We start from the raw sequence: 12,295 nt of genomic DNA, 5'->3' as shown, positions 1-12,295 counted from the left end.
TTGAATTCTTTGTATTAGAACTTGGCCATTTAACCAAGCGTCCTTTTTATTAAAGGCACTTTTTTGTGCCCTGGATTCCAGACAAACGGAAAAATGCTTTGGATTTTGTCCAAAGCCCTCTCCCGCTAATGAATAATATAATCGTTTTCATATAAATCAGGGTTCCTTTGCAGCGATTCATGACAGTCTTCACATATCGCCCTTACATGCATATCCCCTTCAGAATCATAAACGATCATCTCTTGTCGCTCTTCATCGGTAAGTTGATTAAAACCTAACTGCTCCGTACTCAGTGAGTGTGCCTCGATTGAGCCCAGCTTAGTTCCGCAATGTCGGCATCGATAATGGAGAGCCATTTGGTAACCCCCTATTTTAGTAATAGTGTTAGTATGTACAAAAATAGAGGGGTTTTATTCAGCGAAACAGGAAGATATTATTCTTTACTTATATCTACTCTCTGCTTATTGGTTATATTCGTTCATTACCTGTAGAAATGGTTTTTCCAACCAGGCTTCACAAGAAGCTGCACTTTTTTCGATCGTTGCACCGACATGATCCCATTCTTCAGGCGAAAAGCGCCCTAAGACATAGTCAGATACCGGAATACGGCCAATCGGGCGGCCAATCCCTATTCTGATTCGATTGAATTCTTGCGTACCCAAATGGGCAATTGAAGATTTTATCCCATTATGACCGCCTGCACTTCCTTTTTGACGAAGGCGAAGCTTCCCTGGAGGCAAATCAAGGTCATCATATATAATGACAACATCCGCGATATCCACCTTAAAGAAATGCATGACAGCCGAAATGGATTCTCCTGACAAATTCATGTAGGTTAAGGGTTTAAGCAATAAAACCTTTTCTCCCTTTACCATTCCTGCACCATAGATCCCCTTATGCTTTGCTTGATCAAGTGGGATCGACCATCTTTTGGATAACTCATCTATTACTTCAAATCCGACGTTATGCCGAGTTTTTTCATATTGTTTACCTGGGTTCCCTAACCCTACAATAATTTTCATGATTCACACTCCGTCATTACGGTTATTTAGGGAGTTACGCTGGGACGAAGTTTTTCCAAGATCATTGACCTTAGAAAAATAGTACCCTAATTTCAACCTTGCCTGCAAGCTACCGGAGAACTAATTAGTAAAAACCCTATTAAAGGAGTCGATCACGAAAAAATGGTCCGGCTTAAATGGATGATCCAGAGATTGAAAAGACGTAACTCGTTAAGAGCTACGCCTATTATATCACGATTCACTTGTTTAATCCCGGCATCATGACTCTGGTGATGCCTTGGTTTCCCTGCCTTCTTCATTTTCAGGGATACCGCCATCTTGCTGTTCACCTGTACTTATTTCCTCTTCCTGACGAGGAGCCAGAACAGATGCAACGACTTCTTCACCATCGTTGTCGATTGTAACTTGTTTATTCGTTTGAATATCGGATATGTAGATTGTATCTCCTACCTGAAGTTCGGTAACGTCAACATCGATGGAGTCAGGAATGTCATTAGGTTTAGCTGTAACCGTCACTTCATGAAGAGACTGCTGAAGGACCCCGCCGTCTTTCACGCCTTTACAAACACCTACAAGGTTAACGCGTACTTGTGCCTGTAATTGGGCGGACATATCTACAATTAAAAAGTCTGCATGATAAATGGAGTTCTTTATTGGATCCTTTTGATAGTCAGAGAGCATGACTTTATAATTCTTACCTTCCAAGTCCAAAGAAATGATTCCATTACGGCCTATTTCCTTGATTGTCTTTTGAAGCTCAATATTATTGACTGAAATGGCCGTACTGTCATTTTTATTGCCATATACTATCGCAGGGATTTCGCCGCTTTCTCTCAAATTCCTTAAATTAGAGTGTTTTGAATCCGTACGTTCTTTTGCAGCTAATATATTACTCATACATCCTCCGCCTTCCTGAATATGAATTGCAAGTTTCTCTATATTTAACATTTCCCTAAATGGCGAAGCATTAAACATGAAAGGTAAAATCCAAAGGAAGCAAGAAGGTGATAAACATATGGTAAACATAGGAATTTGCTACAAAAAACTTTTTTCATTTTTTTCTCTGATTCAAGCGTGAATCGCCTTTTTTTCCATTTCCCCCTCAACTTGCATCACCCGGTTAAGGATTTGGGCTGCTAGTGATGAATATTGAATGCTATCCTTTTTCCGCGGTCTCGGCAGATTAATTTCCTTATTCATGACGACTTTGCCTTCTTCGATTAATAAGACACGATCGGCAAGCATTACGGCTTCTTCAACATCATGTGTAACAAGTAAGGCAGTAAAGTCCCTTTTCCTCCATAGTTCCTCAATCAGCCTTTGCATGCCAATTCTAGTCAAAGCATCCAATGCCCCTAGCGGCTCATCCAAGAGGAGTATGTCGGGTTGGTTCACCAATGCCCTCGCTAATGCCACCCTTTGTTTCTGCCCCCCAGATAAAACGGACGGCCACTCATTTGCTCGATCGGCAAGGCCCACTTGCTCCAGTAATTCCATAGCACTTGGCTTCCAATCCCCTTTTAAGCCTACACCAATATTTTCAAGGATTTTTTTCCAAGGAAACAGCCTTCCATCCTGAAACATCGTACGTGACGATTTATTTAATCCATTCAAAGGCTTTCCATTCACCAGTATCTGCCCGCCCGTCGGCTTTTCCAGTCCTGCCACAAGACGAAGCAATGTGCTCTTTCCACATCCACTTTTGCCGACAATGGCTACGAATTCCCCTTTTTTAAAGGTGAGGTCCATTCCCTTTAATACTTCAAACTCCCCAAAATTCTTTCTTACACCCTGCAACTCCAACGAATTTCCACTTTTCATGCAAATGACCTCCTCATTGGTATGATGGATGCCACTTTAAGCATCTTTTTTCAATTATTTTGGCCGCAACGTCCGATATTTTTCCCAATAAGGCATATAAGAGAATACTGAGAACAACAATATCCATCCTCATGAATTCCCGGGCATTCATAGCCATATATCCTATTCCGGAATTGGCGGATATAGTTTCTGCTACAATTAATGTGACCCACATGATTCCAAGGGAGAAGCGGATACCCACCAAAATGGAGGGAAAGGCTGCAGGGAGGATCACATTCCAGAATAAAGAAAAACCACTTAACCCATAAACCCTCGCCGCTTCGATTAATTCCTTATCCACCGATTTCACTCCATGAAATGTATTTAAATAGATAGGAAACAGAACCCCTAGGGCGACAAGGAAGATTTTCGCTTCTTCTTCTATACCAAACCATAGAATCACCAGCGGTATTAAAGCTAAATGCGGAATGTTACGTAACATCTGAAGCGATGTATCGAATAAGGTTTCTGCAATGGATGATAATCCATTTAATAAACCCAGTACAAAACCAATGACACCGCCTATTAAAAAGCCGATGAAGGCACGCTGAGCACTGATGCCGATATAATCAATAAGTTCACCTGTCTCCAATAAAGCAACACCTGCTTGAAATACTTCAGTCGGGGCAGGCAATATCCGATCCGACAAAATCCCCCACAATGACAGCAGCTGCCAAGTTACCAAAAGGAGAATGGGCACAAGCCATGATATGAGGTGGAACCTATTGAACTTTTTGTTTAACTTTTTCTGCATCATCAATTTCACTTCCTTTTGTAGGGTAGTGGTCATTAGCCAGTATTTCCCCGAATGGGCTCGTAGCTTTTGAAACGGGAGCTTGCTGCTGTTCAACAGGGAGCAAAGGGAATAATAATTCAGCAACTCTATACGCTTCTTCCAGGTGAGGGTACCCGGATAAAACAAAGGATTCTATTCCGATTTCTTCATATTCCTTCATTCTGGCGGCAACATTTTCAGCACTTCCGACTAGTGCTGTACCGGCGCCCCCGCGCACTAGACCAACACCCGCCCATAAGTTTGGACTGATTTCGAGTGAATCCCTGCTTCCTTTATGAAGTTGCGACATCCTCTTCTGTCCCACTGAATCAAACCGTTCAAAAATCTTTTGTGAATTTTCAATCATTTCATCATCCACAAATTTAATGAGTTCGTCCGCTGCCTGCCAAGCTTCTTCTTCCGTTTCTCTTACGATGACATGCATGCGAATGCCGAATCTGACTTCACGTCCGTACTCTGCTGCCTTTTTACGTACCTTTTCAATTTTTTCAGCCACTTGCACCGGCGGCTCACCCCAAGTCAAGTAGACATCAATATGCTTTCCCGATATATCGATGGCTGGATCGGATGAACCTCCGAAATAGAGCGGTGGGTACGGTTTTTGTACAGGTGGCAACAGAATATTTCCACCTTCAACCTTTAAGTGCTCCCCTTCATATTCCACACTCTCACCAGACATTTCCCTTCTCCAGATATCGAGAAATTCATTTGTTTGCTCATAGCGTTCCCCATGATCCAGAAATACGCCATCACCTGCCAATTCGACCGGGTCCCCCCCAGTTACAACATTGATCAAAAGACGGCCATTCGACAACCTGTCGAAGCTTGAAGCCATACGCGCAGCTAAGGTTGGCGACATTAAACCTGGACGGATAGCAACTAAAAATTTCATTCTTTCCGTTGCAGAAATCAATGAAGAACCAACTACCCAAGCATCCTCACAGGATCGTCCCGTTGGAAGCAAAGCCCCTTCAAATCCCAAATGATCAACTGCCTGTGCAATTTGTTTTAAATAAGGAAGTGTAATCGCTCTCCCTCCCTTTGTCGATCCTAAATAGCGACTTTCCCCATGTGATGGCAAAAACCAAAATACTTTCATTTTATTTCCCCCTTAATTTTTTTTAACATCTGCAGATGCATCTAGAACATTAATTTTGCTTGGAATTAATTTAAGATTGTAAAATGTATCGGCAATATTTTGTTGATCATCCAAAACCGTACTGGAAATCTCCTCAAGTCCGTATTCTTTTCTATTTAATGTTTTTTCTAATGCCTCCACACTCATTCCAATTTCCGGAGATAAAAACTCAGCGACATCCCCTGGGTTTTCTTCAATCCATTTATCAACTTTTATCAGTTCTTCTTTGATGATCTTCAAAGCCTCTTCGTTCCGGACAAATGAATCAGTTGCCAAGAAGAATTCTCGATTCGCAACCAGTCCTTCTCCATCCCGGATCGTTTTCGTTTCAAGCTCCAATTCCGCCGCTGATAAAAATGGATCCCATATTACCCAGGCATCGATTTGGTTTCCTTCAAAAGCAGCTCTCGCATCAGCCGGTGGCAAGTAGACGGGCTGAATGTCATCAAGAGTAAGACCTGCTTCCTCTAACGCTTTGACCAATAGGTAATGAACATTTGAACCTTTATTCAAGCCAACCTTCTTTCCCTTTAACTCTTTCACATTTTTAATGGGTGAATCCTTTTGTACGACTATAGCCTCTCCTGATGGGTTTGCCGGTTGATTGGCAATGTAGACAAGTGGTGCCTTGGCTGCTTGTGCAAATATCGGCGGCGCCTCCCCTGTGTGCCCAAAATCAATGCTGCCGACATTCAAGGCTTCAAGCAGCTGAGGTCCTGCAGGGAATTCAGTCCAATCGACGGTATATCCCACTTCTTTTAAACGTGTTTCCAGATTCCCTTTTGATTTTAAAATATTTAATGTCCCGAATTTTTGATAACCGATTTGGATGGTTTTCTCTGATTCTTTTGCGTCAGCACTTGTGGAGCTGTTCTTTTCCTGCCCACATGCACTCACTATCAGCATGAAGATGCTAAAAATGGATAGGAGCCATATCTTTCGTTTTTTCTTCATATTCTGCACACCCTTCTTAAACTATTTATATAAAAATAAAAGGCTCCTTTCCTTCACCGATAAGACAATAGGGCAAAATGATGCCCAATGTTTTATTGGTAAGTGAAAAGGAGCCTTCGGTAGTCCGATCGGCGTTAACCAGTATGTACCTGCGTTAGTACAGTTTTTCATTCCATGAATATGAATTGAATTTGTATAGCTATTTTATTATTACTATTCTCATCTGTCAACTAAGAATTAAGTATTTTCTGAAACTTTTAAACAAAAACACGGCGAGCCCGATGGCCCGCCGTGTTTTTGTTTATTATGTTATCAATCGAATAATGTGCTGACTGATTGTTCCTCATGCACACGAATAATTGCCTCTGCAATCAATGGTGCTACAGAAAGTCCAACAATTTTATCGATTTTCTTATCTTCAGATAGGGCAATCGAGTTAGTCACGACCAATTCCTTGATCGTTGAATTTTGAATCCTTTCGATGGCAGGACCTGAAAGGACTGGGTGTGTACAACAAGCATAAACTGCTTTAGCGCCATTCTCCACAAGGGCATTGGCCGCTAGTGTGATAGTTCCTGCAGTATCGATGATGTCATCAATCAGTATTGCTGTCTTCCCTTCAATATTACCAATGATGTTCATGACTTCAGCCACGTTCGGTCTTGGACGGCGCTTATCGATAATGGCGATCGGCGCTTTTAGGCGATCGGCCATTTTACGGGCACGAGTTACACCGCCATGATCTGGGGAAACGATGACGATATCACTTAAATCTTTTTCCTTGAAGAAATCAGCTAAAATCGGAACAGCAACAAGGTGATCGATCAGAATATCGAAGAAACCTTGAATTTGTGGTGCGTGAAGATCTAATGTGATTACACGGTGGGCACCAGCCGTTTCTAAAAGATTTGCGACAAGTTTAGCTGTAATTGGTTCACGCGCACGCGCTTTACGATCTTGTCGGGCATAACCGTAATATGGCATTACAATATTGATCGTTTTAGCTGAAGCACGTTTAAGAGCATCGATCATAATTAAAAGTTCCATTAAATTTTCATTGACTGGTTGGCTTGTTGATTGGATTACGTATACGTCACAGCCACGAATACTTTCTTCAATATTAATCTGAACTTCACCGTCACTGAAACTTGTTACGCTACATTTTCCAAGTTCAACACCGATTGCAGCAGCAATTTCCTGAGCTAAATCGAAGTTTGAATTTAAAGAGAATACTTTTAAATTAGGATCTAAATACTGATTTGACATGATGACCTCCGTCGGTTATTTATTAAATTTCAAATTCTTTACATAATCTTCTTTGTTAACTTGACGAGCCCGGGCAACGGATAGGGCATCCTGCGGTACATCTTGCGTGATGGTTGACCCAGCAGCTACATATGCTCCTTCTCCTACCGTTACAGGTGCAACCAGATTAGAATTGCAGCCTATGAAAACATTATCTTCAATCTTCGTCAAATATTTATTTTTCCCGTCGTAATTCACGGTAATAGATCCGCAGCCTATATTAACATTCTCCCCAACCTCTGCATCACCAATATAACTCAAATGCGATACCTTGCTTCCTTTGCCAAAAACGGTCTTTTTAATTTCGACAAAATTACCGATCTTAACGGAATCCTTAATATCTGATTGAGGTCTAACATGTGCGAATGGACCGATTTTTACAAAACTTCCAATACTGCTTTCATGTACAACCGATTGGAGGACTTCCGTTCCATCACCAATTTCACAATTACTGATTTCCGTATTCGGGCCAATTAAGCAATCCTGCCCGATAATACTTTTTCCTTTAATGAATGACCCAGGGTTAATGACTGTATCCTGCCCGATTTGTACATCCGCTTCAATGAACGTAGTAAGCGGATCGATGATCGTTACACCATTCCTCATATGCTTTTCATTGATGCGTTTCCTTAAAACCTGCTCAGCCTGTGATAAAGCCACACGGTCATTCACACCCAATGTTTCCTCGAAATCACTGGATTGGAAGGCCGTCACCACTTCGCCTTCCTGTTTTAAGATTTCAATAACATCCGGTAAGTAATATTCTCCCTGGACATTTTCATTTGAAACTTTTTTCAGCGCGTTAAACAATGCTTGATTGTCGAAGCAATATGTACCGGTATTTATTTCCTTAACATATCTTTCTTCATCAGAGGCATCCTTATGCTCTACGATTTTTTCTACAAGTCCGCCTTCACCGCGAAGGACCCTTCCATAGCCAGCAGGGTTATCTGCATATGCTGTTAAGATTGTTGCTTTCGCCTGACTTTGCTCATGCAATGCTATAAGCTCTTTCATCGTTTCCGCTTTAATCAGAGGCGTATCACCGCAAATAACAAGGGTCGTACCACTTTTTACGGATAAAACGCTTTCCGCTTGCATTACAGCATGTGCCGTACCTAATTGCTGTTCTTGTAAGGCATACTTGCATGAATCACCAAGTTGTTCTTGAACTTTTTCAGCTCCATGGCCGATGACTGTTACAATTTCTTCTATTTGAAGTTGATTGACTTGATCGATAACATGTTGTACCATTGGTTTCCCGCAAACAGGGTGCAAAACCTTATAAAGCTTAGATTTCATCCTAGTACCTTGCCCAGCGGCCAATATTATTGCATAGCGATTACTCATAACAGGCCTCCATTTTCACCTTTTTATCCACTAAAAATATTATCTCAAATAGTGATTCTTTTCAAGGTAACAATTAAAAGTACATATAATTGTCAACCGATCAGGTGAAAAAAGTTCGATTTTCGACAAGGTTATAAATGTTATTATTGGACCTTGGAGAATTATTTTACATCATGGTCGATGTCATTTTCATTAACAGCATAATACAGAAACAATGTCTCCTGCCTTTTATAACACCAGCCAACCCCATTATCCCAAAACACTATCATGGTGCGCCATACCCTATGTCCAAGCCATTTGGGCATACTTCACCCTTTGTTAACTCCCATTCCGAAATCAGGTTACCAAATCATTTCATCTTCAACCAGATGGCTAGATTAAGTGGCATCCCTTTAATTCCACTTACAGGAATTTCAATATCTGGGTGGACAAAAAAGGTTTAAAAATTAAAAAGGACGGGTACTTAAACTTTTGAAGATAACAACGTAGGTTTATAAATTCATTAGGGTAAATATCTGCATGATGAGCGGACAAGTTCTAAACTTATCCGATTTTGAATAAATAAAAAAGAGCACTACTTATGAAGTAGGCTCTAGATGCACGAATTATAATTTTAAAGTTTAAAAGTAATGTTATTTTAAGAAGCACCTGCTCCAGCTTCCTCTAATTCAGTTTCAAGTTCTCCCAATCGATGATATTCTGTCAAGACAGCTTCTTGAATTTTCCCGCGTGTCGAGGAATTGATTGGATGAGCGATATCCCGGAATTCTCCATCTGGAGTTCGTTTACTTGGCATTGCTACAAATAAACCATTGTTTCCGTCGATCACACGAATATCATGAACCACAAATTCATTATCCAGTGTAATTGATGCGATAGCTCTCATACGACCGTCCGTATTCACACGGCGTAATCTTACGTCAGTTACTTCCATTTAAGCTCACCATCCCTTTTTGTTGTTGTTAAAACTTAAAGTACATATTCAACAAAAAAACGTGAACTCCTTCTATTATCTGTAATTTTTTTAGAAAATTCAGCCTAGTTTTTTAAAATACTAAAAATCACCCTTATATTAAAGGAAAATTACCCATTACGAATTGCCTTTAAAAAAATAAAAAAACGCCCGTTTATTTAACGAGCGCTACTACTTCTATTTCCACTAGTGCGTCTTTCGGAAGCCGAGCAACCTCTACACAAGAGCGAGCAGGTTTGTGAGCAGAAAAATATTCTCCGTATACTTCATTAATCGAACCGAAATCGTCCATACTTTTAATGAATACTGTAGCCTTAATGACAGTTTCCAATGAAGCCCCAGCTTCTTTCAATACAGCTTGGAGATTCTTAAAGACCTGGTGTGTTTGTTCCTTGACATCCCCTGTCACCATCTCACCAGAAGCAGTAAGTGGGATCTGTCCTGAACTGAAAAATAACTTATCCACGATCACGCCTTGTGAATATGGTCCGATCGCTGCCGGTGCTTCATCCGTATGTATCGTTTTCATGATATGATTCCCCCTATTCCTTTTTCGTAAAATAATTCCCTCGGCTGACATTGATTTTCTTGTCTCTTTCAACTACCTGCGTCAACTTGATTAATGAAACATAGTCCTCGACAAGACACTCCTCCGTATGTTCGGATTCGACCAGCACCGCAATTCCGGCAACTGTTGCCTTGAATTCATCCAATAGACTGACCATACCGTTGATGGTACCCCCAGCCTTCATGAAATCGTCTACAATTAATACATTCGAACCCTCAACCAAGCTTCTCTTAGAGAGTACCATAGTCTGAATCCTCTTTGAAGAGCCAGAAACATAATTGATGCTCACTGTAGAACCTTCCGTTACTTTGTTATTCCTTCTTACAATGACAACTGGAACATTCAAATAATTTGCCACGGCGTATGCTAATGATATCCCTTTGGTTGCCATTGTCATGATGACTGAGACATTTTTCTTGGCATACATTGAGGCGATTATCCTTCCAACCTTATTCACGGTTTGCGGATGTCCTAATATGTCTGTCATATATAGATAACCGCCAGGAAGCAACCTTTCGGGACTAGCAATCGTATCGCATAATCCGTCAATGAAGGCATTGGCTTCTTCTTCCTTGATGGAAACAATATATTTCACTCCACCGGCCGCACCTGGAACGGTTGTTAAAGATCCTATCCCGCGTTGTTCAAAGGTATCTTTGATGATCGTCAAATCTTCACTGATAGAGGATTTTGCCGAACTATACCTTTCAGCAAAATAAGTCAGCGAAACAAGTTCCCCCGGATGTTCTAATAAATAATTGGTCATATCGACTAGCCTCTCGCTGCGACGAAATTTCATTGAGACACCCCCTTTGTGAATTCCGAATATTATATAGCAACTATACCACTAATGTACGTTTCTATTCAAGATTGTTTCGATCACCCAGTAAACGGACTGCATAGACTTGATCACAAAATCCGCGAAGTCCATTATAAATTCTTTGCATGCGCGAATCATGTTCCACCAAACCAAAAACGGTCGGACCACTTCCGCTCATCAAGACCGAATCTGCTCCAAATGTCTTCATTTGATCTTTAATGTTCGCAACCTCTGGGTATAACTGCAATGTCACCTGTTCCAGAACATTGCCCAATCCCTCGCATACATCGTGATAATTGTTTTCCATAATAGCCGTAATCATTCCAGGTACATCCGGATGCTCCATTTTTGAAGTTTGGAGCCTTTTATATATATCCGCTGTCGAAACGCCAATCGTCGGTTTGGCCAAGATGACCCAGCATTTTGGCGGTGCAGGAAGATGCGTGATTTTTTCCCCGCGCCCTCTGGCCAACGCCGTACCTCCGTATACACAAAATGAAACATCGGAGCCAATTTCAGCTCCTATTTCCGCAAGTTCATCCATGGAAAGACCTAGCTTCCACAGTCTATTTAAGCCCCTCAATGTAGCTGCGGCATCACTGCTTCCACCAGCAAGCCCTGCGGCTACAGGTATATTTTTCTCTATAGTTATAGAAACACCTTTATTGATTCCAAAACGTTCCTTTAGAATAAATGCGGCTTGATAAGCTAAATTCCGATGATCATCCGGAACAAATCGATTATGGGATAGAATTTGGATATGATTCCCCTTTATTTCCTTTAGTTCAATTCTATCGGCAAGGTCGACTGTCGTCATGATCATTTCCACCTCATGATACCCATCAGGCCGTTTGAAAAGCACATCCAAAGCCAAATTAATCTTAGCCGGGGCTTTTTCCATAAGCTTCAATATGTCCACCTACTTTAACGTTCTTAAAAGTTCTTGTCCTATTCTATCATATTTGTTTATATTCTAAAGGTTTTTTCATCGTAATTTCAATGTAATGAAGCTAAGATTGGCCTTTAGAGGGGAATAGACACATGTAGGCACATGGGAGAGCAGCCACTTCCTGAATCCCAAAAGACTTGCTACAAATCCAAATAGCAATTACCGATACATAAAAAAACCAGACTCCTTAACTACAATGTAAGCAAAAATGAATAGAGCTATACATCGCATAAGAAGTCTGGCTACTTTCAACATGACGGCATGATACAATTAAGTGTTTATCTTACTCCTTGTTCACCAATTGACGTTGTGCTTTTTCGATAGCAAGTTTTACCATGTTACCTGCGTCCCTGGCCCGGATTCCTCCCCAGCCTTCTTTCTGGACAACATCGTAAAATCCAAGTTCTTTAGCCAATTCCTCTTTAAGACCATTTGACATAATCCCTTTTTTCCTGCTCAAGCGAAGCAACCCCTTTCACATGCCGTCACATGCCTAGTGTTTGCATCATAAGCTATTTCATTACATCCTTTTTAAGCCTTTATTGGGGCTCACAGGATAT

The 12,295-nt window shown here is 41.1% G+C and carries 14 protein-coding genes; all 14 read right to left on the bottom strand.

What is annotated here, in order from left to right; all coding sequences use genetic code 11:
- Positions 1–125 precede the first annotated feature (125 nt).
- The 14 genes from fin to ACSR9O_RS25265 all read right to left on the bottom strand — a co-directional run bounded on the left by fin (position 126) and on the right by ACSR9O_RS25265 (position 12,195).
- Positions 126–356 (bottom strand): anti-sigma-F factor Fin, encoded by a 231-nt coding sequence (gene fin / locus ACSR9O_RS25330; protein WP_034316319.1) that lies wholly within the window; start codon positions 354–356, stop codon positions 126–128.
- A 105-nt stretch (positions 357–461) separates the two neighbouring features.
- Positions 462–1,022: an aminoacyl-tRNA hydrolase gene (gene pth / locus ACSR9O_RS25325; protein WP_101225913.1), complete on the bottom strand. Its 561-nt coding sequence runs from the start codon at positions 1,020–1,022 to the stop codon at positions 462–464.
- Positions 1,023–1,280: 258 nt separating this feature from the next.
- Positions 1,281–1,919 (bottom strand): 50S ribosomal protein L25/general stress protein Ctc, encoded by a 639-nt coding sequence (locus tag ACSR9O_RS25320; protein ID WP_101225935.1) that lies wholly within the window; start codon positions 1,917–1,919, stop codon positions 1,281–1,283.
- Between the two features lie 171 nt (positions 1,920–2,090).
- Positions 2,091–2,843 carry an ATP-binding cassette domain-containing protein gene (locus ACSR9O_RS25315; RefSeq protein ID WP_491725292.1) on the bottom strand — a complete coding sequence of 251 codons (753 nt, stop codon included), beginning with the start codon at positions 2,841–2,843 and terminating at the stop codon, positions 2,091–2,093.
- 13 nt (positions 2,844–2,856) lie between these two features.
- Positions 2,857–3,639: an aliphatic sulfonate ABC transporter permease SsuC gene (ssuC, locus tag ACSR9O_RS25310; protein WP_230178759.1), complete on the bottom strand. Its 783-nt coding sequence runs from the start codon at positions 3,637–3,639 to the stop codon at positions 2,857–2,859.
- Complete coding sequence (ssuD, locus tag ACSR9O_RS25305) at positions 3,605–4,777, bottom strand: FMNH2-dependent alkanesulfonate monooxygenase (protein ID WP_491725291.1); 1,173 nt, start codon at positions 4,775–4,777, stop codon at positions 3,605–3,607. Before ssuD ends, ssuC begins: the two co-directional genes overlap by 35 nt.
- 12 nt (positions 4,778–4,789) lie before the next feature.
- Entirely contained in the window at positions 4,790–5,770 is a 981-nt protein-coding gene (locus tag ACSR9O_RS25300; protein WP_491725290.1) for a sulfonate ABC transporter substrate-binding protein, read from the bottom strand.
- Positions 5,771–6,082: 312 nt separating this feature from the next.
- On the bottom strand, positions 6,083–7,036 hold the full coding sequence (locus ACSR9O_RS25295; protein ID WP_061440331.1) for a ribose-phosphate diphosphokinase: 954 nt from the start codon (positions 7,034–7,036) through the stop codon (positions 6,083–6,085).
- A 15-nt stretch (positions 7,037–7,051) separates the two neighbouring features.
- Positions 7,052–8,425: a bifunctional UDP-N-acetylglucosamine diphosphorylase/glucosamine-1-phosphate N-acetyltransferase GlmU gene (gene glmU / locus ACSR9O_RS25290; protein ID WP_101225909.1), complete on the bottom strand. Its 1,374-nt coding sequence runs from the start codon at positions 8,423–8,425 to the stop codon at positions 7,052–7,054.
- A gap of 637 nt (positions 8,426–9,062) precedes the next feature.
- The gene (spoVG, locus tag ACSR9O_RS25285; protein WP_034316332.1) at positions 9,063–9,359 is read right to left on the bottom strand and encodes a septation regulator SpoVG; all 297 of its coding nucleotides are present in this window, start codon (positions 9,357–9,359) and stop codon (positions 9,063–9,065) included.
- Between the two features lie 193 nt (positions 9,360–9,552).
- Entirely contained in the window at positions 9,553–9,930 is a 378-nt protein-coding gene (locus ACSR9O_RS25280; RefSeq protein WP_202190662.1) for a RidA family protein, read from the bottom strand.
- A 10-nt stretch (positions 9,931–9,940) separates the two neighbouring features.
- Positions 9,941–10,765, bottom strand: a complete 825-nt coding sequence (gene purR, locus ACSR9O_RS25275) for a pur operon repressor (RefSeq protein ID WP_101225907.1) — start codon at positions 10,763–10,765, stop codon at positions 9,941–9,943.
- 61 nt (positions 10,766–10,826) lie between these two features.
- Positions 10,827–11,696, bottom strand: coding sequence for a 4-(cytidine 5'-diphospho)-2-C-methyl-D-erythritol kinase (gene ispE, locus ACSR9O_RS25270; protein WP_101225906.1), 870 nt, complete (start codon positions 11,694–11,696; stop codon positions 10,827–10,829).
- Positions 11,697–12,018: 322 nt separating this feature from the next.
- Complete coding sequence (locus tag ACSR9O_RS25265) at positions 12,019–12,195, bottom strand: small, acid-soluble spore protein, alpha/beta type (RefSeq protein ID WP_101225905.1); 177 nt, start codon at positions 12,193–12,195, stop codon at positions 12,019–12,021.
- Positions 12,196–12,295 lie beyond the last annotated feature (100 nt).

The sequence above is a fragment of the Peribacillus sp. B65 genome (genome assembly GCF_058513295.1).
Note: the sequence above shows the minus strand (reverse complement) of the source record. Positions and strands in the feature narration are given on the sequence as shown.

What these genes read in the sequence shown, in the direction of transcription:
- ACSR9O_RS25295 (WP_061440331.1), bottom strand. Translation starts at nt 7,036, where the DNA reads ATGTCAAATCAGTATTTAGATCCTAATTTAAAAGTATTCTCTTTAAAT.
- ssuD (WP_491725291.1), bottom strand. Translation starts at nt 4,777, where the DNA reads ATGAAAGTATTTTGGTTTTTGCCATCACATGGGGAAAGTCGCTATTTA.
- fin (WP_034316319.1), bottom strand. Translation starts at nt 356, where the DNA reads ATGGCTCTCCATTATCGATGCCGACATTGCGGAACTAAGCTGGGCTCA.
- purR (WP_101225907.1), bottom strand. Translation starts at nt 10,765, where the DNA reads ATGAAATTTCGTCGCAGCGAGAGGCTAGTCGATATGACCAATTATTTA.
- ssuC (WP_230178759.1), bottom strand. Translation starts at nt 3,639, where the DNA reads ATGATGCAGAAAAAGTTAAACAAAAAGTTCAATAGGTTCCACCTCATA.
- ACSR9O_RS25300 (WP_491725290.1), bottom strand. Translation starts at nt 5,770, where the DNA reads ATGAAGAAAAAACGAAAGATATGGCTCCTATCCATTTTTAGCATCTTC.
- pth (WP_101225913.1), bottom strand. Translation starts at nt 1,022, where the DNA reads ATGAAAATTATTGTAGGGTTAGGGAACCCAGGTAAACAATATGAAAAA.
- glmU (WP_101225909.1), bottom strand. Translation starts at nt 8,425, where the DNA reads ATGAGTAATCGCTATGCAATAATATTGGCCGCTGGGCAAGGTACTAGG.
- ACSR9O_RS25320 (WP_101225935.1), bottom strand. Translation starts at nt 1,919, where the DNA reads ATGAGTAATATATTAGCTGCAAAAGAACGTACGGATTCAAAACACTCT.
- spoVG (WP_034316332.1), bottom strand. Translation starts at nt 9,359, where the DNA reads ATGGAAGTAACTGACGTAAGATTACGCCGTGTGAATACGGACGGTCGT.
- ACSR9O_RS25315 (WP_491725292.1), bottom strand. Translation starts at nt 2,843, where the DNA reads ATGAAAAGTGGAAATTCGTTGGAGTTGCAGGGTGTAAGAAAGAATTTT.